The following is a 25,779-nucleotide window of genomic DNA, read 5'->3' as shown; positions in this document are numbered from 1 at the left end:
TGGTTAGAGTGTGACTGGTGAGGGGATGGTAGTGCAGGTTTGAGGGTGGGGGAGAAGCGGGAGAGGTTGCCGCGGCCGTTCGGCCGATAAAAGCAGAAGACCGCATGGTGAGCCGGTTGAACCATGAGGTCGGGGCACTGGCCCCCACTCCCGCCGCCTCGTGGTTCTACAAACTCACCAGGGACCTTTAGAAACGCTGCCCTTGAGATCTGACAGTCGTAACTTCACATCAAGGTGAGCCGTACTTTTTCTGCCGCAAATGGGGACCATGTTGTGGACAGTTCACTCGCACCGCAAGTGAACGCTGGAATGTTGCGCTAGCCGCTTGTCCCCCAAGCCCTCAACAGTGCGGCGGGCCAATGTTCCCAGGGCTGCGACGGCAGAAATGCTGTTGCAGCCCCTTTTATTTCAGCTTCGGCATGGACGGAGCGGGCGGCCTTTCGCTATTGCTGCGCGGCGCCTTGCTGGGGCGCAGTTTGGCAAAAGCAACGGAGGCTCCCGTGAGCGCGAAGATCATTGATGGCAAGAGTTTTGCGCAGGATCTGCGCGGCCGCATTGCCGGGCATGTGGAGCGCCTGAAATCCCAACATGGAATCACGCCAGGTCTGGCGGTGGTGATCGTGGGCCATGATCCTGGCAGCCAGGTCTATGTAGCGCAGAAGGCCAAGCAGACCGTTGAGGTTGGGATGCACTCGGAAAAATACGAGCTGCCGGAAACTGCGTCCGAGGCCGAGGTTCTCGCGCTGGTTGAAAAGCTCAATGCCGACCCGGCCATTCACGGCATCTTGGTGCAGCTGCCTGTGCCGCCACAGATCGATGCCAAAAAGATCATCGAGACCATTTCACCCGACAAGGATGTCGATTGCTTCACGCCCGCCAGCGTCGGCAAGCTCGCGATCGGGCTGCCCGGGCCCGTCTCCTGCACGCCCTTGGGCTGCCTCATGCTGTTGCGCGATACGCTGGGGGATCTCTCTGGCCTCCATGCCGTCGTGGTTGGCCGCTCCAATCTGGTTGGCAAACCCATGGCGCAGCTGCTGCTGCGCGAGAATTGCACCGTGACCATGGCGCATTCCCGGACCAGGGATTTGGCCGACGTCGTGCGCCAGGCTGACATCGTTATTGCAGCGGTTGGTCGGCCCGAGATGATCCGAGGGGATTGGATCAAGCCGGGCGCAATTGTCATCGATGTTGGTATCAACCGCATTGATGCGCCGGAGCGCGGCGAGGGCAAGACCCGGCTGTTGGGCGATGTAGCTTATGCTGAAGCTGCCGAAGTGGCCGGCGCGATCACGCCCGTGCCGGGCGGAGTGGGGCCGATGACAATCGCATGCCTGCTTGCCAACACAATCACCACCGCGTCGCTGATCAATGGCCTCGTACCCCCGAGCGATCTGACGGCATGATCGACGGAACGGGCCACGACCCGGGCGGCAGGGTGCGCCTGCGCCTGATGCCCGGGGTCAAGGGCGATGCGGTGTTCACCGACAAGGAACACCGCCAGATCATGCGGCGCTGGATGGGGGACGAGTTTCCCAGTCGCTATATCATGTTCATCGGCATGAATCCGAGCACAGCGGACGCCCAGGTGAACGATCCGACATGCGCCAGGGAATGGACCTTCGCCCTGCGTGAAGGCTTCACGGCCATGGTGAAGGCCAATGTTGGGGACTATCGCGCGACCGATCCCAAGATGCTGCTTGCGCCGGGAGTTGTGGCAGTGTCGGACGCCAATTTGCCCGCCATTCGCCAAGCCGCAGCGGGCGCAGAAAAGGTCGTGCTCTGCCATGGCAGGCTCAACAAGGCCTTGGCGCAGTCGGGGCGCGACATTGTTGCCGCATTGCGCAGCGATAACGTCCCGCTCTGGTGCTTCGGGACCAATGCAGATGGGTCGTCCAAGCACCCGCTTTATTTGAGGCTCGACACGCCGTTAGTACTTTTCTCACCAGATTGAACCAAGAAGGCGCCCGGGCATTTACGGTTAGGGCCTCTACTAAATTGAGCAAGATTTCGCCTGTGCAACCCATTAGAAAACTATTTGCATGCGCCCTTATTTTTGGCGCCGCCTTGTCCATTCCCTCTCGCGCACAAGAGGCAAACCCAACGCCGAGCTACGACAGCAATGTCTTCTTTTTCGGCGGCGTGTACTCAAGCGAGTCGGTCGGGGAAACCTTCAACTTCCTGGGCACGGACTATCAGGATGCTTATCTGCTCGGGGGCGGTTACCAGCAATTCTTCCTCGGCGAAGAGAATGGTTTTCGGGCGGGTCTCGAAGGCGGCCTAGCCTTGCGAAAGGGGCCTGATGTGTCCGGGGAAGCCTGGGCTGGCGTGGTCTTGCGCTCGGATGGCTTTGTCCAGAACGAGCACGTTAAAGTTTCCGCCAGCGTCACGGGCGGGCTATCGCTGATCACCAATCCGCTCGACGTTGAAGTGGCCCGCGAGATTGCCCGCGATGGCGACAGCACATTCTTGTTCTACATGGCCCCGGAACTGAGCGTTTCCACCAAGGACAATCCTGACATGGAAGTGTTTTGGCGCCTGCAGCACCGCTCCGGTGGCTGGAACACGCTGGGCCATATGGGCGAGGGCGCCAATGCCAACACCATCGGCATGCGTTGGAAGTTCTAGCCTATCCCACTAGATAAAACAAGCGCGCGACCGTGTGGTCGCGCAGGGCCTGTGCTGGCAATTTCCCGGTGAGCGCCGCAACGACCTTGCCTTGGTCCGCAACGGCGCTCGCATCGACAATGACCCGGCGGAAGGCTGGCCTTAGCTCCTGCTTTGCCGCTTCAAGAAGGTCAAACAATAGCGCTCGAACATCGGTCCGCATCGCGCAGGCCACGCATTGCTCGCCATCACCATGGCCATGGCCGGTATTGGCAGGAAGGCGCAGGAGAGCGGTGTCCGGATCGAGCGCCGTCAACCGCATTGGCTCGGTTACCAGCATCACGGGAATTGGCTCGATCCGGCTCACCTCTTACTCCGCTGCAACAATCGCTGGGCCCGGAATGTAGTTGAGGATCGGCCCCAGCCAGCGCTCGACCTCGGCAACGCTCATGCCCTTGCGCTCGGCATAATCCATCACCTGATCACGCTCCACCTTGGCAACGCCGAAGTAATAGGCGTCGGGATGGGAGAAATAGAGCCCCGACACGGACGAGCCTGGCCACATGGCATAGCTCTCGGTCAGCTTGACGCCTGCGCTGCTTTCCGCGTCCAGAAGGCGGAATAGCGTGGTTTTTTCCGTGTGATCAGGCTGCGCGGGATAGCCGGGAGCAGGGCGGATACCTTGGTAGGTCTCGGCCAGAAGCTCGTCGGCGCTTAGGCTCTCGTCGGGGGCATAACCCCAGAACTCCTTGCGCACGCGCTGGTGCATCTGTTCGGCCAGAGCCTCGGCGAAGCGATCAGCAAGGGCTTTCACCAGAATGGATGAATAATCGTCGTTCTGCCGCTCGAAACGTTCGGCAATCTCGACTTCCTCCAGACCGGCTGTCACGACAAAACCACCCATGTAGTCGGGCTTGCCCACGGGAGCAACGAAGTCGCTGAGGGCCATGTTCGGCTTGCCATCACGTTTGGTGAGTTGCTGGCGCAGGGTGAACAGCGTGGCCAATTCTTCGGCGCGCGCTTCATCCTTGAAGAGCCGGATATCATCACCCACGGCATTGGCCGGCCAGAAACCGACAACCGCACGAGGCTTGAACCATTTCTCGTCGATGATCTGCCCAAGCATTTTCTGCGCGTCGGCAAACAGGGACCGCGCTGCCTCGCCTTGACGCTCATCCTCGAGGATCGCGGGGTAGCGCCCCTTGAGCTCCCAAGTCTGGAAAAAGGGCGTCCAATCGATAAAGCCGGCAAGTTCGGCAAGGTCGAAATCGTCGAACACGCGCGTGCCCAGAAAGCTCGGCAGGGGCGGGGTGTAATTGTCCCAGTCCGGCTTGAAGCTGTTCGCGCGGGCTTGCGCGAGCGGTATGCGCCGCTTCTCGCTTTCGGCGCGCTCATGGGCTGCCGCGGCCTTGGCGTATTCCGCCCTGATGTCCTCGATAAAGCTGATCTTGGTGTCCTTGCTGAGCAAATTGCCGACGACGCCCACTGCCCGACTGGCGTCATTGACGTGGACAGCCTGACCAGCCTGGTAGCGGGGGTGAATCTTCACGGCCGTATGCACTCGACTGGTTGTGGCGCCGCCGATCAGCAGGGGAATATCGAAGCCCTCGCGTTCCATTTCGGCGGCGACATGGGCCATCTCGTCGAGCGAAGGCGTAATGAGGCCAGAGAGCCCGATAATATCGACATTTTCACGCTTGGCGGTTTCAAGGATCGTCGCTGCGGGCACCATGACCCCAAGATCGATGATCTCGTAATTGTTGCAGGAGAGGACCACGCCGACGATGTTCTTGCCGATGTCGTGGACGTCACCCTTGACCGTTGCCATCAGCACCTTGCCCGCGCTTTGGCGGCCGGCGGCATCGCCATTGGCGTTCTTTTCCGCCTCCATATAGGGCAGGAGCAGCGCCACAGCCTGCTTCATCACACGGGCGGACTTCACCACTTGGGGCAGGAACATCTTGCCCGAACCGAACAGGTCACCGACTACGCCCATTCCAGCCATCAGCGGCCCCTCGATCACGTGGAGAGGACGGGGATATTTCTGTCGTGCTTCTTCGGTGTCGGCGTCGATAAATTCGGTGATGCCATTGACCAATGCATGCGCGATCCGTTCTTCAACAGGCTTTTCGCGCCAGCTCATGTCCTTGGCTGCTGCTTCCTTGCCGGCCGTGCCGCGGTAGCGTTCGGCAAGCGCCAGGAGACGATCGGTAGCGTCCGGGTTACGGTTGAGGATCACGTCCTCGCAGGCGTCGCGAAGTTCCGGATCGATCGATTCATAAACAGCGAGCTGGCCGGCATTGACGATGCCCATGTCCATGCCGTTTTGGATGGCATAATACAGGAACACCGCGTGCATAGCTTCGCGCACCGGTTCATTGCCGCGGAACGAGAAGCTGAGATTTGAAATGCCCCCAGAAACATGGACGTGGGGCAGGGTTTGCGTGATCTGCTTGGTCGCTTCGATAAAGGCGACGCCATAGCCATTGTGCTCCTCGATGCCCGTGGCGATCGCGAACACGTTGGGATCAAAGACGATGTCTTCGGGCGGAAACCCGACTTCCTCGGTCAGGAGTTTGTAGGCGCGTGTGCAGATTTCCACCTTGCGCTCGAGCGTGTCGGCCTGCCCCTGTTCATCAAAGGCCATGACAACCACGGCAGCGCCATAGGCGCGCACCAGGCGTGCATAGTGGAGGAACTGCTCTTCGCCTTCCTTCATGGAAATCGAGTTGACCAGCGCCTTGCCCTGGACGCACTTCAAGCCGGCTTCGATCACCTCCCATTTGGAGGAATCGATCATCAGCGGAACCTTGGCAATATCGGGTTCGGCGGCAAGCAGATTAAGGAACTCGATCATCACCTGCTGGCTGTCGATCAGGCCCTCGTCCATGTTGATGTCGATAATCTGGGCGCCATTGGCGACCTGATCGCGCGCTACGTCCAAGGCAGCTGTGTAGTCGCCTGCGGTGATCAACTTGCGGAAGCGGGCGGAGCCGGTGACATTGGTGCGCTCGCCGACATTGACGAAGGGAATGTCCTTGGTCAGCGTGAATGGCTCCAGGCCAGCCAGCCGCAGGAGGCGCTCTGGTTCAGGGATGACGCGCGGCTTGTGCTTGCTGACAGCCTGGGCGATGGCGCGGATATGGTCGGGCGTGGAGCCGCAGCAACCGCCGACGATGTTTACATAACCGGCAGCAGCGAAGCCTTCGATCTGCTCGGCCATGAATTCAGGGCTCTCGTCATATTGACCAAAAGCATTGGGCAGTCCCGCATTGGGATAAGCGCATATGAATGTATCGGCGACATCGGACAATTCACCCAGATGCGCGCGCATAGCATTGGCGCCAAGGGCGCAATTTAAGCCAATCGTCAGCGGATTGGCGTGGCGCACGGAATACCAGAAGGCCGTGGGCGTCTGCCCCGACAAAGTGCGGCCCGAAAGGTCGGTGATCGTGCCCGAGATCATGATCGGCACATCGATGCCGCGCTCTTCGAACAAGCGCTGCGCGGCAAAGATGCCGGCCTTGGTGTTGAGCGTGTCAGTGATGGTTTCAAACAGCAGCAGGTCCGCGCCCGCATCCAACAGCCCGCGAATGGCCTCGCCATAGGCGACAACCAGCTCATCAAAGGTGATCGAGCGATGGCCCGGGCTGTTGACGTCCGTGGACATGGACGAGGTCTTGTTGGTGGGTCCAAGCGCCCCGGCCACGAAGCGCCGGCGGCCATCTTCAGCCTCGGCGCGCTGGGCTGCTCGACGGGCAACAACAACGCCTTGGTAGTTGATGTCGTAAACCGCGGATTCGCAGCCATAATCGGCCTGCGCTACGGAGGTCGCGGAGAACGTATTGGTTTCCGCGATATCCGCGCCTGCCATGAAATATTGGTAGTGGATTTCCTCGATCCGCTCAGGCTCGGTCAGCACCAGCAAATCATTGTTGCCCTGCAGCGGCAGGTTCCAGTTGCGGAAGCGCTCGCCCCGAAAATTCTCCTCGGTAAGCTTGAGCCGCTGGATCATCGTACCCATGGCCCCATCAAGGATCAGGATGCGCTCGCGCGCTGCCTCCGTCAGTGCCGCGCGTACTTCCTTCCAGTCGGGAACATAGGGGGTAGTCTGATGTGTAAGGGGGCTCATCGCCGTCCTGCCTGTTTGATCCTGCCTGATCGGGCAAACCGATCACATAAAGATATCTTTATATCCGCAATCGTGCAAGCTGCGGCTTCGCACATGCCTCAGTCCCAACGCTTCAAATGCTCACAATGCGCTAACGTTTGGTTGTCCTTAACTCCCGCTAAACCAGATTGCACGCATATGCAGGATAATTCAGTCAGCCTGGATTATTGTGCAGCCAAAGTCAGTATTGCGTATGAGTTTGCTTATTTTGACACCCTCGTGGCGCAAAGCCGTTCGTCTTCTGACCATCACAAGCCTGGTAACACCAATGATCGCCGCCTGCGGCATGGGTGGGTATGGCGCAACTGTCAAGCGCGCTGCCTTTACGTCTTCCGAGTATGGGGTAAAGGTTTCGCCGCGCGTAACCACCCATCCAAACCCTCCAAAAGGCGGCGGCCGCTATCTGCTGGGTAGGCCCTATACGGTGCGCGGCAAGACCTATGTGCCGCAGGAACAACCGGGCTATGTCGATGCCGGCGAAGCCTCCTGGTATGGCTCGGACTTCCATGGCCGCCGCACGGCCAACGGCGAGATCTTTTCCGCCAACGCCATCACCGGCGCCCATCCAACTTTGCCGCTGCCGTCCTATGTCCGTGTGACGAACCAGCAAAATGGCCGGTCGGTGATCGTCCGCGTCAATGATCGCGGCCCTTACATGCCCGGCCGCATCATGGATCTATCGCACCGTGCAGCGGAAATGCTGGGCTATGTCAACAATGGGCATGCCCAGATCAAGGCCGAATATGTCGGCCCCGCGCCGCTGCAAGGCGATGACACCCGCATGCTTGTAGCCAGCTACAGTGGTCCCCCGATCCAGAGCAATACGCGCTATGCCGACGGCACCAACAGCCTAGCTGACATGGCGGGCAATTTCTTTGGCAGCCTCTTCTCCTACGCCGACACCAATCCGCAAGAGCAGGATGCGGCTATCGGTTCTGCCCATGCCGCGGTCACCGCCATGGCCAGCAATGCACCGGGTCTTAAGGCCTGGGTGCAATCCGTCGATATGGAAGCCCGCAACGTTGATTTGGCGCTCGGGGTATTTAGGGACCAGGCGAATGCAGTTGAACTCGCCAAGCGCTTCGCCATTCTGGGTGCGGTGAAGGAAGAGCAAGTCACCGCCAATGGCCAGCTTGCAACGCGCCTTTCTCTCACACATTTGAAGGCCGGCGTGTCCCGCAGCGATGTGTCTGCCATGGCACAGGAACTTGGCCTCGGCGACATAGTTCTTTATGAGTAGAATTGTCTGTCGGAGCTAACCCCGGCAGCGCAGGGGAAATTCCGATATGACGCGTATTTGGCTTGTTCTCGTTGCCCTTATTGGCCTCGCCACTCCCGCAATGGCGCAGGCCAGCTTCGAGACCAAGGCGAGATTTGCCGTCTTGATGGATCATGAATCCGGCACGGTCATCTTCCAGAAGGACGCGGACTCGCCAATGGAGCCTGCCAGCATGGCAAAGCTCATGACGATCGCAGTCGTCTTCAACGAAGTCGCCAATAACCGCCTGCAGCTCACCGACGAGTTCTTTGTTTCCGAACATGCATGGCGCACCGGTGGGGCGACCTCGGGCGGGTCGACCATGTTCGCTGATCTCAATTCCAAGATCTCGGTGGAAGACCTTGTCCGCTCCGTCATCATCCAGTCCGGCAATGACGCAGCAATTGTCTTGGCAGAAGGCATTGCCGGCTCGGAAGCGGGCTTTGCTGCCATGATGAATGAACTGGCCGAAGATATCGGCCTTACCGATTCCCACTTTACCAATCCGACCGGCCTTCCCGATCCGGACATGTACGTGACGGCGAGGGATCTGGCCGATCTAGCCCGCTATCTCATCGATACCTATCCGCAATACTACCACTATTTCTCGGAGCCCGAGATGGAGTGGAACGGCATCCGCCAGCCCAATCGCAACTCGCTGGTGGAACTAGGCATTGGCGTGGATGGCCTAAAGACCGGTCATACGGAAGCTGCCGGTTACGGTTCGGTAATCTCGACGGAGCAGGGCGGGCGTCGCCTTGTCGCCGTGGTGCATGGGTTGACCTCGATGGCCGAGCGCACCGAAGAAGGGCGAAAGCTGATCACCTGGGGCACGCGTGCATTTGAACGCGTCTCAGCCTATCCCGAAGGAAAGGTTGTAACCTACGCCAATGTTTATGGCGGCACCTCCGGTAGCGTCGGGCTGGTGGGCGACGGCGAAATCGCGCTTTATTTGCCACGTGGTTCGCGCAAGTGCCTCTCGGCACAGGTGAACTACACCGGCCCGCTGATGCCGCCGGTGGAGCAGGGCGCCCAGGTGGCCGAACTGCGTGTGTTCTGCGACGACCAGCTCGTGCAGGTGGCACCGCTGTTTGCGGCTGAAACGGTTGCGGAAGGCGACATTGTTCGCAAGGCGACTGATGCGCTCAAGCAGTTGGCGCTTGGCTGGTTGTAAAGGCTAGCTGATTTCCGCTAAAGCTTGCCCGCTGTTTCACCCGGACGATTGAGCGCCATGCCCGAAGCGACCTCCTCCAAGCGCGCGCGCTTCATCACCTTTGAAGGTGGGGAAGGGGTCGGAAAGTCCACCCAGGTCAAGCGCCTGCTGGAGAACCTTGAGAAGCGCAACATCAAGACCGTGCGGACACGCGAGCCGGGTGGCACCTCCAAGGCCGAGGCTATCCGCTCCTTTATTCTACAGGGTCGTTCCGAAAGCTGGGGTCCTGGTGCCGAGGCGGTCCTCTTTGCAGCGGCGCGGCTCGACCATGTGAACGAGTTGATTGCGCCGAATCTGCGCCGTGGCACATGGGTGCTCTCCGACCGCTTTCATGATTCGACGCGCGCTTATCAGGGCCTGACGGGCGGCGTTGATGACAAGCTCATCGGTGCACTGGAGCGCCTGGCTCTCGACGGCCACAATCCCGATCTGACAATCATATTGGACATGGATCCCGAAGCCGCCTTTCAACGAGTCGCGGCGCGCGAGATCGAAGAAGGCCTAAGGCAGACCGGTGACCGGTTCGAGAAGGAAGAACTCGATTGGCATCGGCGGCTGCGGCAGGCCTTTCTCGAGATTGCGCGGGCCAATGCTGATCGGTGCGTGGTAATCTCTGCCGAGCAGCCCGAAGACGCTCTTGAGGCTATGATCTGGGACACGGTGTCGACCCGCTTTTCCGAGTTGAGCAGCGAAGTGTCGTGAGCGATCCTGACGCACTGCCCCATGTTCCCGCGCCCGAAGCGCGCCAGCGTGCGCTCGGGCACGATAAGGCACGCGCCGCCATTAACAGCCAGATCGCGGCCAAGCGCCTGCCGGGCGCCATCCTGCTGCACGGCCCGCAGGGGATAGGCAAGGCAAGTTTCGCGTTCGAGATGGCCGCAGCGATCCTGACCGCAACGGGCGACGAGCCCGCCGGGCGCGTATCCGAACAGGTCGCCGCCCTATCGCACCCGAATCTTTTCGTGCTGCGCCGCCGTCCAAAGGACGCCAAGGGCTTCTATACGGTGATCCGTGTAGAGGATGTGCGCGAGATCAGGGATTCTTTGCACCATACGCGCGGACGCGCCGGGTATCGCGTCGCAATTATTGATCCGATCGATGATTGCAATCCATCGGCGGCCAACGCCTTGCTCAAGACCCTTGAGGAACCGCCGGCGGATACGACGTTCCTGCTGATTTCCCATCGGCCTGGTCGCTTGCTGCCCACCATCAAGTCACGCTGCCACAACCTGGCGCTACGCCCGATTAAAGCCGGCGATGTCCGCACGATTTTGCTGGAGTATGATCCCGCCCTTGCGGCGGAGGATCTTGATCGCGCCGTCGCACTTTCCGGTGGCCGGCCGCGGCGGGCCTTTGAAACCCTGTCACTCGAGGCCGCCTCAGCTTTGGGTGCCCTGCAGGCGTGGCTTCAGAACCCCGTGCAGCATCCCTCGGGCGCTGCGCTGCAGCTCGCTGACGCCTTGGGTGCCAGTACCCAAAGCACGGAATTGTCTTTCGCCCGCGAGATGCTGGACGACTGGATTGCCGATGAAGCGCGCGCGGCGGCGATAAATGGCGAGAACCGGATGCGGCTTGCCTCTGCAAACGAGCTATGGGACAAGGCACACGCGCTTTTTGCCGACGCCGACGACATCAATCTCGACATGAAACAAACTCTTGTCGCCGTGTTCGACGCGATCCGGAAGCACGCCGCCCTGACGATCCAATCGCCCGCCGAGAACCCATGACCAAGCCCTTCTACGTCACAACAGCGATCTCCTATCCTAATGGCGCTCCCCATATCGGCCACGCCTATGAGATGATCGCGACCGACGCCATTGCCCGCTTCAAGCGGCTTGAGGGGCGCGAGGTTTATTTCCTGACCGGTACCGACGAGCACGGCATCAAGATGGTGCAAACGGCGGCCGCACAGGGCGTGAGCCCCCGCGAACTGGCCGATAAGAACTCGGCAGAGTTCCGTCGTCTCGCCGAAGTGCTCAACATCTCCAACGACGACTTTATTCGCACGACCGAAGAGCGCCACCACAAGTCGAGCCAGGCGATCTGGAGCAAGATGGCCGCCAGCAGCAATGGCGACATTTTCCAGTCTACCTACAAGGGCTGGTATTCCGTGCGCGACGAGGCTTATTTCGATGAGGAAGAACTCACCGAAAAGGACGGAAAACGCTTTGCGCCTTCAGGCGCCGAGGTGAACTGGGTGGAAGAGCCGACCTATTTCTTCCGCCTTTCGGCCTACCAGCAGAAGCTCCTCGACCTCTATGAAGCTAATCCCGACTTCATCGCTCCCAAGGAACGCCGCAACGAGATCATCTCGTTTGTGAAAGGCGGGCTGCAGGATCTTTCCATTTCTCGCACCACCTTCGACTGGGGCATACCCGTGCCGGACGCGCCGGGACATGTGATGTATGTGTGGGTCGATGCCTTGACCAACTACATCACGGGTCTGGGTTTCCCCGACGAAGAGAGCGAGCTGTTCCGCAAGTTCTGGCCGGCAGACCTGCATGTCATCGGCAAGGACATCATCCGGTTCCACACCGTATACTGGCCAGCCTTCCTTATGAGCGCGGGCCTGGATGTGCAGCACCGTGTCTTCGCCCACGGCTTCCTGACCGTGGACGGCCACAAGATGAGCAAGTCGCTCGGAAACGTCATCGACCCGTTCGAATTGGTCGAGGAATACGGCGCCGACCCGATCCGCTACTTCTTCCTGCGGGAGGTATCGTTCGGCCAGGACGGCGATTTCAGTCGCGATAAGCTGGCGACACGGGTAAACGCCGATCTGGCCAACAATCTCGGCAATCTCGCGCAACGCTCGCTCTCGATGATCAACAAGAACTGCGAGGGCAGGGTGCCCCAGTTCGGATCGGCAACGGCTGCCGATGAGGCGCTCGAGAATGAAGTGGGCGAAGCCTTGCAAGCAGCGCAGAAGGCCATGGACGAGCAGTTGGTGCACGAAGCCGCTGGCGCCATCATTGCGGCCCTTAGTTCGGCAAACAACTACTTCGCTGCCCAGGAGCCCTGGGCCCTCAAGAAGACTGATCCGGAGCGCATGGCAACGGTGTTGTATCGCACTGCCGACACCGTGCGGCGGCTGGCCATTCCGATGCTGGCTTTTGTCCCTGAATCTGCGGGCAAGCTGCTGGACCAGCTTGGTGTAGCCGAGGAGGATCGCCTCTTGCCTCTCGCAATTACACGCCATCGCCTTGTGCCCGGCACCGAATTGCCTGCGCCTCAGGGCGTGTTTGCACGCATCGAGCGCAAGGCCGAGTAGCATGCTGATCGACAGTCATTGCCACCTCGACTTCCCGGAGCTTGCTGCCGATCTGGACGGTGTCCTTGCGCGCGCCGCAGCGGCGGGGGTGACGGGCATGGTGACGATCTCCACACATGTGGATAAGTTTTCCACATATGCGGCACTGGCGGAACAGCACGCGAACATCTGGTGCTCGGTGGGAACGCATCCCCACCATGCTGATCAGGAATTGCACATCCAGGCCGATGACCTGGTGCGGCTAAGCAAGCACCCCCGTTGCGTTGCGATCGGTGAAGCTGGGCTGGATTACTTCTACGACAACGCGCCACGTGAAGCGCAAGCCACCAGCCTTCGCCGGCATATTGAGGCTGCGCGGATCACAGGTCTTCCACTGGTTATCCACAGCCGCAAGGCCGACGAGGACATGGCCGCGATCCTCAAAGAGGAGTCGGAAAAGGGCGCATTCCCGTTTGTGCTGCACTGTTTTACCGCAGGCATGCCGCTGGCACGGACCGCGCTAGTGCTTGGTGGCTACATTTCGTTTTCCGGCATCATCACCTTCAAGAATGCCCAAGAAATCCGAGACGTAGCGGCCATCGTTCCCGCGGACCGCTATCTGGTGGAAACCGATGCGCCATACCTTGCGCCCATTCCCCATCGCGGCGGCACCAATGAGCCAAGCTTTGTGCGCCACACGGCCGAAAAGCTGGCTGAGGTTCGCGGCGTCAGCCTCGAGCAGCTGGGCGCAGAAACGACGGCGAACTTTGCACGCCTGTTCAGCAAGACCGGGCTTGCTTAAGTCATGGCGCCTGCCCAAAGGATTGTTGCGACCATTCTTGGCTGCGGCTCGTCCGGCGGCGTTCCCCGCATCGGCAATGTCTGGGGCGCCTGCGACCCTGACGAGCCACGCAATCGCCGCCGCCGGTGCGCGCTGCTGATCGAAGGCTGGAGCGGGGAGGGCGGTGAACCCACGCGCGTGCTGATCGACACCGGGCCGGACATCCGCGAACAACTGCTGGATGCGCGCGTCGACCGCGTCGATGCGGTGCTCTACACCCATGCCCATGCCGACCATATCCATGGCATTGATGATTTGCGCGTCTTAGCGCTGCACAATCGCAAGCGCGTCGATGTGTATTTCGACATTGAGACCGGCGCACGGCTGCGGGAGGCTTTTGGCTATTGCTTCACAACACCACCTGGCAGCGACTATCCGCCCATCCTCAACGCGCATGAGATCACGGCGGGCGAGCGGCTCGTTGTCGACGGCCCTGGCGGCAGCATTGACGCTCTCGCATTCGAGCAGGAACACGGCAAAATCAGCTCGCTTGGCTTCCGAGTCGGCAAGTTTGCCTATTCGGTTGACCTTTCAGGTTTTCCCGAAGAGTCCCTATCGGCAATCAGCGGGCTCGATTTTTGGATTCTCGATGCATTGCGCCCAACCCCGCACCCAAGCCATCTAAGCCTGCCGGAAAGCCTGGATTGGATCGATCGCATGGCGCCCCGACAGGTGGTGCTGAGCGATTTGCACATCGATTTGGATTATGGGCAATTGGAGCGGGAAACGCCGGATCATGTGACGCCGGCGTTCGATGGCATGCGGATTGATGTGCTGAACGGGAAGATATTGAACCGATAGAGCCTACCGCTTTATTTCACACGACAGTTGTCGCCTATCGCTGGACCCTCTTGGCCTGTACTCTAGCATAAGAGCAATAGTAAAGAGCCCTCGGGTCGAGCCCGAGGGTGACAGCCGGATGTTGTGTGAAGATCCGGCCGCATTACAAGAAAGCTCCTCTCCCTTGCAGCGTGAGAAATCGACTTACGTTTAGAGCATTCTACCGGAATGCAGGGATTACGTGGCGGCCATAGCCGGCAATGATTTCTTCCTCATCGCCGCTATCGAGATATATGTTGAACTGCGTAACGCCTGCATCCTGTAGTGTGCGGATCTTGGCGATGTGTTCGTCTGGCTCACCAAGCACACAGAAGTTCTCGACTACATCGGGCGTGATGAAGTCGAGGAACGGATTATCCGCCTGTCCATGCCTGGAATAATCGTAGCCTCGGCGCTTTTCGATATAGCTCGTCAGACTCTTGGGGATTTGGTCGTTGTCTGCGCCATACTTTTCGACAATATCGGCGACATGGTTGCCTACCATGGCCGGGAACCACTTGGTCGCCTCGATGGCGCGGGCTTTGTCGCCAAAATACGCAGGCGCGGCCGCCATGGAGCGATAGTTCGACATATCGCGCCCGGCCGCCTTCCCGGCTTCCAAGCACTGGTCGGTGAACCATTTGCAAAGACCGGGATCAGCCAGCTGGAGCACAACGCCGTCGGCATGTTCGCCAGCGGTCTTGAGAGCCAATGGACCATAGGCGGCAATCCAGCTCGGCATGTCGTGGCCTACGGCCCACGGGAATTTCACCGGGGCGGGGATCTCACCATAGGACACCTCTTCGCCGCGCACCATGGCCTTGGTCTTGGCGATGAACTCCGCGACACGAGCGAGTGTCGCAGGCTTCTTGCCCATGACGCGCATGGAGGAGTCGCCCCGGCCAACCGCAAGGTCGAAGCGGCCGCCACTCTGCTTGGAGAGTGAGCCGAAGATGGACGCCGCGACAGACCAATCGCGCACGTCGGGATTGGTGACGAGTGGGCCGAAACGCATCGTGCTGGTATGCTCCATGCACATCGCGATAGCTGCATAGCAGTCCCGCCACAGAATATGGGAGTCATAGAACCAGCAGTAACTGAACCCGGCATACTCAGCGGCACGAACTAGATAGCGGGCGCGCTCCGCCTCGATGAACCCTTTGAAGGTAATGCCGAATTCCATGATGTCCCTCCGCGGTCAATTTTGACCAGTCAGTCAAATTTTTGGGTCAGCCTCTAGGGAATGTCAATCGTAATCAAAGCGGTGAATCGTAGGCGAGGAGCGGGCGACCCGTATGAGGATGTTGGAGCACGCTGGCATCGACCTGATAGACCTGCCTGAGCAGCTCGGGCGTAAGGACAGCTTGGGGCACCCCTTGGGCAAACACTTGCCCTTGCGAAAGAACCACGAGCGAGTCGCAGAACGCCGCAGCCATGTTCAGATCATGGAGCGAGACCAGCACCGTAGCGCCTGCGGCAGCTCGCTTTCGCAGCAGGGCAAGGATGTTCAATTGGGCATGGATGTCCAGATGATTGGTCGGCTCGTCGAGCACCAGCAAACGTGGTTGTTGCGCAACGGCACGCGCGATCTGCAGGCGCTGCTGCTCGCCACCCGAGAGCGTATGATAAAGCCGGCTGCCGAAATCAGCCATACCAACGACGTCGAGCGCTTCAGTCACAGCATGATCGTCATCCGATGAAGGCGATGTCTGCCAAACTGATTGAAACGGTATGCGGCCGAGCATCACGACGTCCCGGCCGGAGAGGTGGGTTTCGGTCGATCCTGATTGCTCGACATATGAGCAGACGCGGGCGCGTTCCCGACGTGGCATGGCGAGCAGGTCCATTCCCTCGAAAATGGCTGTTCCACCAGCCATCGGTTGCAGGCCGAGCACGGCCCGCATCAGGCTCGACTTCCCCGCGCCATTCGGACCAATCAGCCCCGTGACATGCCCCTGCAATGCCGTGAACTGCACATCCTGGACGATCGTCTTGCCACCTGCGACGACGCTTGCCTCCGAAACAACAAGCCCCTTCATGTCATGCGCCTGTAGCGGAGCAGCACCAGGATAAAAACGGGCGCGCCGATCAGGGCGGTAACGATGCCAACCGGCAATTCCCGTGGCGCGAACAGCGCACGTGCGGCTGTGTCAGACCACACCATGACGATCGCACCCAGCAACATCGAAACCGGCAGCAGAACGCGATGCCGTGACCCGCTGGCAAGGCGCGCGACATGCGGCACGATGAGCCCAATAAACCCAATTGCGCCACCAATGGACACCAGCACCCCGGTCAGCAGCGCTGTGGCGCCGAGCAGAGTCCAGCGCAGCCGCCCGACGTCTACGCCAAGGCTGGCTGCGGCATTGTCACCAAACGCAAAGGCATCCAGCGACCGGCCGGACAGAAGGACCGGGAGGCCGACGAACAGGATTGCCGCAAGGACGATCAGCGCTTCACTCCAGAGGGCGCCGCTAAGCGATCCCATCAACCAGCTTAGAATCTCGCGGTAAGAGTCACCGGTGGCAGACCAGAAGATCAGAAATGATGTGGCTGCTGAGGCCAATGCTGATACGGAAATGCCCGCCAAAACAGCGCGGACGGGTGTTGCGCCGCCCAGCGCTTGCGTGACGAACAGCGTAAGTGCCATGGCGATGCCCGAGCCAACAAAGGCTCCGATCGGCATGAGCAGAGCGGCGCCCAAGAGCAGGAACAAGACTGCACCAAGCGAAGCTCCGGCCGATAAGCCTAAAAGGTACGGATCAGCCAGGGGATTGCGCGTGAGCGCCTGCATGACCGAGCCGCAGAGCGCTAGCCCCGCGCCAATGCCGGCAGCCACAAGGACCCGTGGCACACGCAACTCCCAGATAATTGCGTCACGCAGGCGACTTACGGGCGTGTCCTGAACTATTCCCAGGTGGTGAAGAACAACCTGTAACACTTCGCTACCAGCAATGTCAGCCGGTCCAAACGTCACCGCCAAGATCATCGTGGCAAGCAGCAACAAGCCAAGGCTTGAGGCGAGCAGCAGCTTGCCGCTCATTGATAGTATTGGAGTGCAGCCAGTTGAGCCGCCATATCGACCACAGCGCCGACATTGCGCACGCCAGCTTCCGAAGCAGGGAAGGGGACCACAAGGTATCGCTGGTTCACAACGGCATCGAGCTGGCTGGTGATCGGGTTTTCGGCAAGCAACTTCTTTTTCTGCTCGGCAGAATTCCAGGCGGCGTCCACCAACACGATCACATCGGGATTGGCATCGACGACGGCTTCCCAGCTTGCCGAGATCCAGCCGTCATCCTGATCCTCCATGATGTTGCGAAGGCCCAATGCCTCCATGATCATGGCAGGCGCATTGCTGCCGGCGCCGACATAGGGCGCCTTTGTGCCAGACGAGTACCAAACAGCGCTCAAGCCGCGCGTGTCGGGTTCGATAGCTGCGAGTTGCGCTCTTTGCTCCTCGATCAGGTCATCCGCAGCAGCGCTCGTGTCGAAGATCGTGCCGAGCTCAGCGATTTCAGCAAACACGCGTTCGAATGTCAGCTTGGGTGGTTTAACGCTCCGGCACGCTGCCGGCGACACATAGGTCGCGATCCCCAATGCGTGCATCAAGGAGCGCTCGCCAACGCCGTCTGCAGCAAAATTGCTCTCCCAGCCGCCATAAACCAGATCCGGTTCGGTCTCGAGCACGACTTCCTGGGACGGCAGCTTGTCGGACAAGACTGGCAAGTTTGCATTGGTCCATTGCGGGGGCAGGGCGCCATCCTGAAAACCTACGCCAACAATGCGTTGCTCCAAGCCGAGCGCGAGTAACATTTCGATAGCGCTGGACTTGATGGCAACGACGCGCTGCGGTGCGGCGGCCATCTCCACCTGCATCCCGCAATTTTCGATCTTCAGAGGATAGGCTGTTTGCGCCAACGCAGTGCTGCTCGCAAGGCCGGCAAGGAGTATACCGGTAATCCATCCCGAGCCGCGCATGAGCCTCAATCCTGCCGCTGTTTCTGGCGACCGGGCTGAGCGGAACCGGCGCTACGCTGTTCAGCTAGGGCAGCATCGTAGCCGAGGCGGTAGGCTTCCGCTGATCCAAAGCGGAACATGTCGTCATCAACCGAACGCACCAGCGTACGAGCGCCCGGTACGGCGATGTCAGTCACAAGCCGACCGAGCCCGCGAACAACGGCAACGGGAATGTTGGTGGCCTTGCCCTTCACCAGATCAGCAGCGCCAGCGAGTTCATCGGCCAGCACGGTGATGGTGACCTGGAGCGGTCGACCATTGGCGTCCACGCCACCGCGAAGATCATCGGTGACCATGATCCCCGCAGCGCCAATCGCCACATCGGTTTGTCCCACACGCCAGGGACGCCCCAACGTGTCCGTGATGACGATGCCCAGGCGAACGCCAAAGCGTTCCCGCAAGCCTGCACAAAGCTGCCGCGCAGACGCATCAGGATCTTCCGGCAGGCGCAGGGCAATTCCGTCCGGAACATTGGACGTATCTATGCCCGCGGCGGCCATGATGAGCCCATGCCGGGTCTCGACAATCTGTGTTACGCCACCGGGATGAACCCGTTCGGCCACGACGCGCACCGTGTCCTCGGCAATGGCGCGCTCGCGATCGGCCACAGGTACCTGGCGGCCCTCGGCTTTCGAGACGATCTTGCTGGTCACCACGAGAATGTCGCCATCCGCAATGCCGTCGGACGGCTCAAGCAGGGCCTGACGGTGCAAGGCACTGCCGATCAGTTCGACCAGATCGTCGCCGGCGTTGATTTCCGGAATGCCTTCGATGCCCCAAACTGAATAGCGCGGTATGGCCATGATAGTCTCGCTAGGCTTGCCGCTCAGCTGCGATGCGGCGCAGCCGCGGCAGGATGTGTTCCGAATAAAGCGAAAGAAACCGGCTCTGATCGTCGCCCGGCGCATGGAACACGAGGTGATCAAAGCCGTAGTCAATATAGGTCTTGATGGCTGCGACATGCTCGTCGGGATCGCTCGAGACGATCCAACGCTTGGCGATGCGTTCGATCGGCAGCTGAGCAGCGAGGCGCTCCATTTCCTCAGGATCTTGCACCGAGTGTTTCTCCTCGGCACTCAGCGACAGCGCTGCCCAGCCGCGCGTGTCGTTCAGCGCACGATCGTGATCGGTATCGAACGACACCTTGACCTCGATCATCCGCTCGAACGACTTGTCCGGCGCGCCCGATTCCGCCAGCCCGGCAGCGACATTCGGCAGCAATTGGTCGACGTAAAGTTCAGTGCCCTTGCCTGATGTGCAGATGAACCCATCACCAGCACGACCAGCATATTTGGCGTTGAGCGGTCCACCGGCAGCCAGATAAATCGGCACCATTTTGCTCGGCTTGTCATAGATTGTCGCGTTCTGCGTGCGGTAGAACGCGCCTTCGAAGCTCACGCGATCCTCGCTCCACAAACGACGGATCAGCGCAACGGCTTCACGCAGACGCGCAGAGCGCTCTTTGAGCTCAGGCCATTCAATACCGGTGGACGGCACTTCGTTGAGCGACTCCCCAGTGCCAACGCCCAGGATAACCCGGCCCGGAAACATGGCGCCCATCGTCCCGAAAGCATGGGCTACAACAGACGGATGAAGGCGAAAGGTCGGCGTCAGCACCGATGTTCCAACGACGACGCGTTCGGTCTTTGCCAGCAGCGCCGACATCCACGAGAGAGCGAACGGCGCATGACCATCGGTGTGCTTCCAGGGTTGGAAATGGTCGCTGACCCAAACTGAGTCAAAACCTGCCTGTTCCGCCTCGATTCCAAAGCGCAGCAAGGTATTAGGCGCGAACTGCTCCGCTGAAGCCTTGTATCCGAAGCGCACATCACCCTCCCAGACGCTTGCGAAGAGTTTTGACCAGATGGTCAAATTTGTCCAATGGATTCTGGGGGCAGGGTGGACTACTAAAACTACCTAATCTCAACAGACCAACAAACACGAAAGGCCGGTTCATTGGCGAACAACCGTCTTATTCTGGATACCGATGGCGGCGTGGACGACGCGCAGGCCCTGCTGATGCTGATCGCCAATGGCCGCACGCCGGACGCGATCACCACCGTGTTCGGCAATGTCGGCCTTGAAGCTGCAACGCGGAACATCTTGTCGACGCTAGCTGTTGCCGGCGTAAATGTGCCTGTGCACAAAGGCGCCGATCGGCCGCTGACACAAAAGATCGTCGACGCCAAGTACATCCACGGCGAAGACGGATTGGGCGGCGCGCCGCGGCCGCTGGAACATGCAACTCCAGCAAGCGAGGATGCCGTCGGCTTCTTGCGCAAGACCTTCCGCGAAGCAGGTGGTCGCGGCGAAAAGATAGACTTCCTGATGATCGGGCCGCTGACCAATCTGGCGCTCGCCTTGCGACTCGAGCCGTCCATCATCAACGGCATCGGCCAACTCACCATCATGGGCGCCACGGTTTATGGGCGCGGCAACACGACGCCGGCGGCTGAGTTCAATATCTATGCCGATCCGGAAGCTGCATCGGTGGTGTTGTCGGCCGACATCGAAATCGTTGTGGTGCCCTGGGAGCCATGCATGAGCCATTACATGACTGGCGCTGAAATGGATGCGGCGTTCAAGGATCTGCCAGCAGGCCCCGAACAGGCGTTCTCCGAAGCGCTTGCGCATCATGCCCGCCGTACCACGGCCAGTTATGGAGGAGGCGATGTGTTCCGCTTCGTCGATCCATTGGCCGCTGCTGTCGTGATCGATCCGAGCATCGTCACGAAGTCGTTGCAGGCATCCATGGATGTGGCGCTCGCACCGGGTATCACACGCGGTATGACCGTGGTGGATCCATCAGGACGGTTGGGCACACCCATGGTGACCATCGTTGAGGAAGCCAGGCTCGACAAGCTGGTCGAGTTCTACAAGGCTTCGATAGCCTTCATCCCGGCAAAGGTTTGAAACCAGTGCTGAGAAGGATGCACCTAAGCCTCGCTTGAACCGACTAAATCCGCCAGTTCCATAATATATATTATGCGAACGCAACATGTGGGAAGAAGGCGGGCTCCCGGCCCGCCCTCTATCCCCTAATCAGACGAAATCCTGCCGCATTGGCGTGAACACGTCGACCAGCCGTCCAGCCTCGAGCGCAACTACGCCATGTTCGAGGCCGCTCGGCACGATGAAGCTGCCACCCTGTCCGATGATCTCCGTCTTGCCGTCGATCGTCACTTCGAACGAACCTTCGGCGACATAGCTGACCTGGATGTGTGGATGGCTATGCAGCGCACCCACGGCGCCTTTGTCGAAGCCGAACTCCACCTGCATCAATTCAGGCGTATGGATCAGCACCCGACGCCGATTGCCTGGCGCAAGCTCAATCCATTCACTCGCGCCTGGCTGCGCAAAAAACTGTTGTTCGCTCATTTCATCACCTCGCGAGCCAGCCGCCATCCACCGGGATGACGGCACCGTGCATGTAGTTGGAAGCGTTGGACAGCAAAAACACCGCCGCATCGCCGATGTCGGATGGCGCGCCCCAGCGTCCTGCCGGAATGCGCGCGAGAATGGACGCTGAACGATCGGGATCAGCGCGCAACGCTTCCGTGTTGTTGGTTTCGATATAGCCGGGCGCAATGGCATTGACGTTGATCGACCGAACCGCCCATTCGTTCGCCAAAAGCCTGGTGATGCCGAGCACGCCGCTTTTCGACGCCGTGTAGCTGGCAACGCGAATACCGCCCTGGAAGCTCAGCATGGAAGCAATGTTGACGATCTTGGCTGGCCTATCGCTTCCGATGGCTTTGCGACCCAGGGACTGCGCGAGAAAGAACATCGTTTTAAGATTGATGTCCATGACGCTGTCCCAGTCATCTTCGGTGAAGTCGACCGCATCCACGCGCTTGATGATGCCGGCATTGTTGACCAGGCCATCCACCGGACCATGCTCGCTCCAAACAGCTTCGAACATGTTCCTGGCTGCGGCGGTGTCGCCGAGATCCGCTTGAACAGGGATAAAATCGACGCCTTGCTCACGCACCGCAGCGGCGGTCTGATCCATGCTGGAGCGTCCAACGCCAATCACCCGGGCTCCGGCCCGCGCCACGGATAGGGCGATGCCCTGCCCTATGCCCGTATTGGCGCCGGTGATCATGATGGTCTTGCCAGCGAGGCTGAACGCACTCAGATCCATCAGCGCAGATCTTCCATCGCGACCTTGTCGACGTCGGTATAATCGACATTGTCCCCAGCCATGGCCCAGATAAAGGTGTAGGCACCCGTGCCTGCGCCCGAATGGATGGACCAGGGCGGTGAAATCACGGCCTGCTCGTTGCGCACGATCAGGTGGCGTGTTTCCTCGGGCTCGCCCATAAGGTGCACGACAAAAGCATCGGGCTTCAGGTCGAAGTAGAGATAGGCTTCCATCCTGCGATCATGCACATGGGCCGGCATGGTGTTCCAGACCGACCCAGGAGCAAAGCTGGTCAAACCGACTACCAGCTGGCAAGTCTGTACACTTTCGGGATTGACGAACTGGAAGATCGACCGCTCGTTGGCCGTTTCTGCACTGCCAAGATCCAGGCGCTTGGCATCGCTCTGGCGGATCAGCTTGGTGGGATAGCTTGCATGCGCCGGAGCGCTGAGCAGGTAGAACTTGGCCGGCTCGTCGCTCTGCGCAGATGCAAAAGAAACATGCTCACTGCCTTTGCCGACATAAAGCATATCACGCGGCTCCAGCGCATAATCTGCCCCGTCAACGGTGATGGTACCTGCGCCGCCGATATTCACGGCAATCATTTCGCGCCGATCCAGAAAATTGGCTGTGCCGGTGGGCTCGATGCCATCCAGATCCAGTGCCTTGGCGCCAGGCATGGCCCCGCCGACTGCCATGCGGTCATAATGCGTATAGGTCCAGTTCACGCCGCCAAGGGAGAACAGCTCCTCGATAAGGAAGTGCTCGCGCAACTCGTCCGTGTTCATCGTCGCCGCGCTCACCGGATCGATGGCGAAGCGAATTTCATAGTCGGTACTCATGGCGCATCCTGTCTTGTGGAGTGTTCTTGTCGTAGGCGCGCCCGATAGCGCTCCTGGCTAAGGGAAAGGTGCTGGCGCATTGCCTCGCGCGCGCCTGCGGCGTCCTGTGCAGAGATAGCCTGCAGGATGTTGTGGTGCTCGCGTTGCAAGCCCATCTGGTATTCAAAGGTGAGCACGCTTTCAGCGCTCCAAGGCGAGGCCACGTCGCACGGAATCGTGCGGCTCCCCAGACCGTGCAGCACCTCGATGTAGAAGGGATTGTTGGTGGCGGCAGCGACTGCACGATGGAACGCGAAATCTGCCTTGCCGGTCGCCAGGCCCAACTTCAACAAGCGATTGAACTCGTTCCAGGCTTCCTGGATGGCGGCATCCTGGCTGGCGCTGCGGCGCATGGCTGCAAGCCCTGCCGCTTCGATCTCGATGCCCATGCGCACTTCAAGCACATTGAGCGCGACGGAGATTTTGCTCGATTTTTCTAGCCCAATGGCATTGAAGGGACTTGCAGCGTTGGATGCAACAAACACCCCTGCCCCTTGTCGTGCCTGAACCATTCCATCGGCAGCAAGCGCCGCAATAGCCTCACGCACGACCGTCCGGCTGACCCCGAATATAGCGGTCATCTGTGATTCCGTCGGCAGCTTGCCCCCTGCCCTGTACTCACCCGAATTGATCCGCTGGCGCAGCGTGTCGATCACCAGATCGGCCAGCTTTGGGCGACGCGCCACAGTGTTGTCTAGCGCACTCACCGGCTAGCCTCGGAACAGCGCCGGCAGCCAGAGTGATAGCGCCGGGATATAGGTGACGAGGCCAAGCACGATGATGCCGGCGAGATAGAACGGCCACACTGATTTCATCGCTTCCATGACGCTGATCTTGCCCACGGCCGCTGCAACAAATTGCACCGGTCCAAGGGGTGGCGTGTTGAGGCCAATGCCCAGGTTCAGGATCATGATGACGCCGAAATGCACTGGATCGACGCCGAAGGCCTTGACCATGGGCAGGAAGATGGGCGTCGTGATGATGATCAGAGGCCCCATGTCCATGAACGTGCCTAGCAGAAGCAGGACGACGTTGATCATCAGGAGCACAAGCAAAGGGTCGGACGAGATCGTCGCCATGCCGGCAGTCAGGATGGTCGCGACCTTGAGGTAGGCCATGAGCCAGGCAAAGGAGGCAGCGGCGCCGATGATGAAGAGCACCATGGCTGTCGTGCGCACCGCTCCCAAAACCGCATGCACGAACTCGCTCCAGTTGAGCGAACGATAGATCAGCAAGGTCACCAGCAAGGCGTAGATAACGGCTATGCAGGAGCTTTCGGTGGCGGTGAACACGCCTGAGCGAACGCCACCGAAGATGATCGCAATCAGCATCAATCCGGGGATGGATACCAGGAAATAATAGCCAGCTTTGCGGAAACCAGGGAACGGTTCCGTAGGATAGCCGCGCTTCACCGCAACGATCCAGGCGGTCACGCTCAGCGCGGCTGCCAGCAGCAGGCCAGGAATAATGCCGGCGGTGAACAGATCGGCAATGGATATATTGCCGCCGCCTGAGAGCGAATAGATGATCATGTTGTGGCTGGGCGGCAGCAGCAGTGCGATCAGCGCCGCCATGGAGGTGACGTTGACGGCGTAATCGGCACCGTAACCGCGGGCCTTCATCTGCGGGATCATGATCCCGCCCACCGCCGCTGCTTCGGCAACAGCCGACCCGGAAATACCCCCAAACAAGGTTGAGGCTGCCACATTGACTTGCCCCAAGCCGCCGCGGACATGGCCGATCAGCGAACCGGCAAACGAGATGATGCGTGCGGCAATCCCGCCCCGCATCATCAAGTCACCAGCAAAGATAAAGAACGGCACAGCAAGAAGGCTGAAGGCCGACACGCCCGAATTGAGCTGCTGAAACACCACCACAGCTGGACGGCCGAGATAAACGATGGTGGCAAAGCTTGCGATGCCAAGGCAGTAGGCAATCGGCGTTCCGATCACCATCAAGACCGTAAAGACGCCGAACAGGATCCAGTATTCCATGCGCTCAGGCCTCTGTAATTGTGGGGTCGGCAGCGATCTCGTCGATGGGCTCGCCGCTCGCCCGCAGCACAAGGCGCTCCGCCGAGAACAGGCACATCAACACGCCCGAAACGACGATAGGGAAGTAGGTGAAGGAGGTCGGCAGCCCGAGGACTGGAATGCGTGTGGACCAATAGCGAGCCACCAGTTCACCCCCATAGAATACCATGGCGGTGGCGAATGCGAAGACGCACACATCGCTGATGGCACGCAGCCATGGCTTGGCATTGGGCGGCAGAACATAGAGCAGCACATCAAAGCCCATATGGAAGTTCTCGCGTACGCCGACCGCTGCGCCAAGGAAAACGAACCAGGTCATGATCATGATCGAGCCGGCCTCGGTCCACGCGGGAGAGGAATTGATCACGAAGCGCATGAACACCTGGTAGGCAACGATCGCCGTCATGGCCACAAGACCGATACCCGCCAACCAGAGGGCGAGCGTTGAGAGCCGCCCCAGCATGCGGCTGATCAACAGGAGCCTAGATTTCATGGAGTTCTCCGACCTAAGAGGCAGATGAGCCGGCGCAAGGCGCCGGCCCAAC

General features: G+C 59.9%; 25 protein-coding genes. 11 read left to right on the top strand and 14 right to left on the bottom strand.

Annotated elements, in window-relative coordinates:
- Positions 1 to 500: 500 nt before the first annotated feature.
- From folD to DDE77_RS10420, 3 genes are all read left to right on the top strand, one after another.
- Positions 501 to 1,403, top strand: a complete 903-nt coding sequence (folD, locus tag DDE77_RS10430) for a bifunctional methylenetetrahydrofolate dehydrogenase/methenyltetrahydrofolate cyclohydrolase FolD (RefSeq protein WP_108397550.1) — start codon at positions 501 to 503, stop codon at positions 1,401 to 1,403.
- Entirely contained in the window at positions 1,400 to 1,951 is a 552-nt protein-coding gene (locus DDE77_RS10425) for a DUF1643 domain-containing protein (protein ID WP_157959766.1), read from the top strand. The genes folD and DDE77_RS10425 overlap by 4 nt, the downstream gene beginning before the upstream one ends.
- Positions 1,952 to 2,064: 113 nt before the next feature.
- On the top strand, positions 2,065 to 2,625 hold the full coding sequence (locus DDE77_RS10420) for a hypothetical protein (protein ID WP_108397406.1): 561 nt from the start codon (positions 2,065 to 2,067) through the stop codon (positions 2,623 to 2,625).
- Position 2,626: 1 nt separating this feature from the next.
- Here the strand turns inward: DDE77_RS10420 and DDE77_RS10415 are convergent, their stop codons facing one another.
- Both DDE77_RS10415 and metH read right to left on the bottom strand, forming a co-directional pair.
- Positions 2,627 to 2,971 carry a hypothetical protein gene (locus DDE77_RS10415; RefSeq protein ID WP_108397405.1) on the bottom strand — a complete coding sequence of 115 codons (345 nt, stop codon included), beginning with the start codon at positions 2,969 to 2,971 and terminating at the stop codon, positions 2,627 to 2,629.
- Between the two features lie 3 nt (positions 2,972 to 2,974).
- A complete protein-coding gene (gene metH / locus DDE77_RS10410) occupies positions 2,975 to 6,736 on the bottom strand; it encodes a methionine synthase (RefSeq protein WP_108397404.1) in 3,762 nt (1,253 codons plus the stop codon).
- A gap of 232 nt (positions 6,737 to 6,968) precedes the next feature.
- Between metH and DDE77_RS10405 the strand changes: the two genes are divergently transcribed.
- From DDE77_RS10405 to DDE77_RS10375, 7 genes are read left to right on the top strand one after another with little or no spacing between them, the layout of a single operon-like run.
- Complete coding sequence (locus DDE77_RS10405) at positions 6,969 to 8,015, top strand: septal ring lytic transglycosylase RlpA family protein (RefSeq protein WP_108397403.1); 1,047 nt, start codon at positions 6,969 to 6,971, stop codon at positions 8,013 to 8,015.
- A 46-nt stretch (positions 8,016 to 8,061) separates the two neighbouring features.
- The gene (locus tag DDE77_RS10400) at positions 8,062 to 9,207 is read left to right on the top strand and encodes a D-alanyl-D-alanine carboxypeptidase family protein (protein ID WP_108397402.1); all 1,146 of its coding nucleotides are present in this window, start codon (positions 8,062 to 8,064) and stop codon (positions 9,205 to 9,207) included.
- Between the two features lie 57 nt (positions 9,208 to 9,264).
- Complete coding sequence (tmk, locus tag DDE77_RS10395) at positions 9,265 to 9,948, top strand: dTMP kinase (protein WP_108397401.1); 684 nt, start codon at positions 9,265 to 9,267, stop codon at positions 9,946 to 9,948.
- On the top strand, positions 9,945 to 10,973 hold the full coding sequence (locus DDE77_RS10390) for an AAA family ATPase (protein WP_157959765.1): 1,029 nt from the start codon (positions 9,945 to 9,947) through the stop codon (positions 10,971 to 10,973). The genes tmk and DDE77_RS10390 overlap by 4 nt, the downstream gene beginning before the upstream one ends.
- Positions 10,970 to 12,517, top strand: a complete 1,548-nt coding sequence (gene metG / locus DDE77_RS10385; RefSeq protein WP_108397399.1) for a methionine--tRNA ligase — start codon at positions 10,970 to 10,972, stop codon at positions 12,515 to 12,517. Before DDE77_RS10390 ends, metG begins: the two co-directional genes overlap by 4 nt.
- A 1-nt stretch (position 12,518) precedes the next feature.
- Positions 12,519 to 13,298 (top strand): TatD family hydrolase, encoded by a 780-nt coding sequence (locus DDE77_RS10380; protein WP_108397398.1) that lies wholly within the window; start codon positions 12,519 to 12,521, stop codon positions 13,296 to 13,298.
- 3 nt (positions 13,299 to 13,301) lie between these two features.
- A complete protein-coding gene (locus DDE77_RS10375) occupies positions 13,302 to 14,138 on the top strand; it encodes an MBL fold metallo-hydrolase (protein WP_108397397.1) in 837 nt (278 codons plus the stop codon).
- Between the two features lie 199 nt (positions 14,139 to 14,337).
- Here DDE77_RS10375 and DDE77_RS10370 read toward each other — a convergent pair whose 3' ends face one another.
- From DDE77_RS10370 to fgd, 6 genes are all read right to left on the bottom strand, one after another.
- A complete protein-coding gene (locus tag DDE77_RS10370; RefSeq protein WP_108397396.1) occupies positions 14,338 to 15,339 on the bottom strand; it encodes a TIGR03842 family LLM class F420-dependent oxidoreductase in 1,002 nt (333 codons plus the stop codon).
- A 73-nt stretch (positions 15,340 to 15,412) separates the two neighbouring features.
- Positions 15,413 to 16,195 (bottom strand): ABC transporter ATP-binding protein, encoded by a 783-nt coding sequence (locus tag DDE77_RS10365; protein WP_108397395.1) that lies wholly within the window; start codon positions 16,193 to 16,195, stop codon positions 15,413 to 15,415.
- Positions 16,192 to 17,199: a putative F420-0 ABC transporter permease subunit gene (locus tag DDE77_RS10360; protein ID WP_108397394.1), complete on the bottom strand. Its 1,008-nt coding sequence runs from the start codon at positions 17,197 to 17,199 to the stop codon at positions 16,192 to 16,194. Before DDE77_RS10360 ends, DDE77_RS10365 begins: the two co-directional genes overlap by 4 nt.
- Complete coding sequence (locus DDE77_RS10355; RefSeq protein ID WP_108397393.1) at positions 17,196 to 18,137, bottom strand: putative F420-0 ABC transporter substrate-binding protein; 942 nt, start codon at positions 18,135 to 18,137, stop codon at positions 17,196 to 17,198. The genes DDE77_RS10360 and DDE77_RS10355 overlap by 4 nt, the downstream gene beginning before the upstream one ends.
- A gap of 5 nt (positions 18,138 to 18,142) precedes the next feature.
- Entirely contained in the window at positions 18,143 to 18,979 is an 837-nt protein-coding gene (gene cofE, locus DDE77_RS10350) for a coenzyme F420-0:L-glutamate ligase (protein ID WP_108397392.1), read from the bottom strand.
- Between the two features lie 10 nt (positions 18,980 to 18,989).
- Positions 18,990 to 20,003, bottom strand: coding sequence for a glucose-6-phosphate dehydrogenase (coenzyme-F420) (gene fgd / locus DDE77_RS10345; RefSeq protein WP_108397549.1), 1,014 nt, complete (start codon positions 20,001 to 20,003; stop codon positions 18,990 to 18,992).
- A gap of 129 nt (positions 20,004 to 20,132) precedes the next feature.
- Here fgd and DDE77_RS10340 point away from each other — a divergent pair, with 129 nt between their 5' ends.
- Entirely contained in the window at positions 20,133 to 21,089 is a 957-nt protein-coding gene (locus DDE77_RS10340) for a nucleoside hydrolase (RefSeq protein ID WP_108397391.1), read from the top strand.
- 129 nt (positions 21,090 to 21,218) lie between these two features.
- Here the strand turns inward: DDE77_RS10340 and DDE77_RS10335 are convergent, their stop codons facing one another.
- The 6 genes from DDE77_RS10335 to DDE77_RS10310 are packed head-to-tail and all read right to left on the bottom strand — an operon-like array spanning position 21,219 to position 25,727.
- Positions 21,219 to 21,554, bottom strand: a complete 336-nt coding sequence (locus tag DDE77_RS10335; protein WP_108397548.1) for a cupin domain-containing protein — start codon at positions 21,552 to 21,554, stop codon at positions 21,219 to 21,221.
- Positions 21,555 to 21,558: 4 nt separating this feature from the next.
- Complete coding sequence (kduD, locus tag DDE77_RS10330) at positions 21,559 to 22,320, bottom strand: 2-dehydro-3-deoxy-D-gluconate 5-dehydrogenase KduD (RefSeq protein WP_108397390.1); 762 nt, start codon at positions 22,318 to 22,320, stop codon at positions 21,559 to 21,561.
- The gene (gene kduI / locus DDE77_RS10325) at positions 22,320 to 23,162 is read right to left on the bottom strand and encodes a 5-dehydro-4-deoxy-D-glucuronate isomerase (protein ID WP_108397389.1); all 843 of its coding nucleotides are present in this window, start codon (positions 23,160 to 23,162) and stop codon (positions 22,320 to 22,322) included. The genes kduD and kduI overlap by 1 nt, the downstream gene beginning before the upstream one ends.
- Entirely contained in the window at positions 23,159 to 23,908 is a 750-nt protein-coding gene (locus tag DDE77_RS10320; protein ID WP_108397388.1) for a FadR/GntR family transcriptional regulator, read from the bottom strand. The genes kduI and DDE77_RS10320 overlap by 4 nt, the downstream gene beginning before the upstream one ends.
- 3 nt (positions 23,909 to 23,911) lie before the next feature.
- The gene (locus tag DDE77_RS10315) at positions 23,912 to 25,195 is read right to left on the bottom strand and encodes a TRAP transporter large permease (RefSeq protein WP_108397387.1); all 1,284 of its coding nucleotides are present in this window, start codon (positions 25,193 to 25,195) and stop codon (positions 23,912 to 23,914) included.
- Between the two features lie 4 nt (positions 25,196 to 25,199).
- Positions 25,200 to 25,727 carry a TRAP transporter small permease gene (locus DDE77_RS10310; RefSeq protein WP_108397386.1) on the bottom strand — a complete coding sequence of 176 codons (528 nt, stop codon included), beginning with the start codon at positions 25,725 to 25,727 and terminating at the stop codon, positions 25,200 to 25,202.
- Positions 25,728 to 25,779 lie beyond the last annotated feature (52 nt).

Source organism: Devosia submarina, assembly GCF_003056345.1.
Taxonomy (GTDB): domain Bacteria; phylum Pseudomonadota; class Alphaproteobacteria; order Rhizobiales; family Devosiaceae; genus Devosia; species Devosia submarina.
This window is presented reverse-complemented; position numbering and strand designations above follow the sequence as displayed.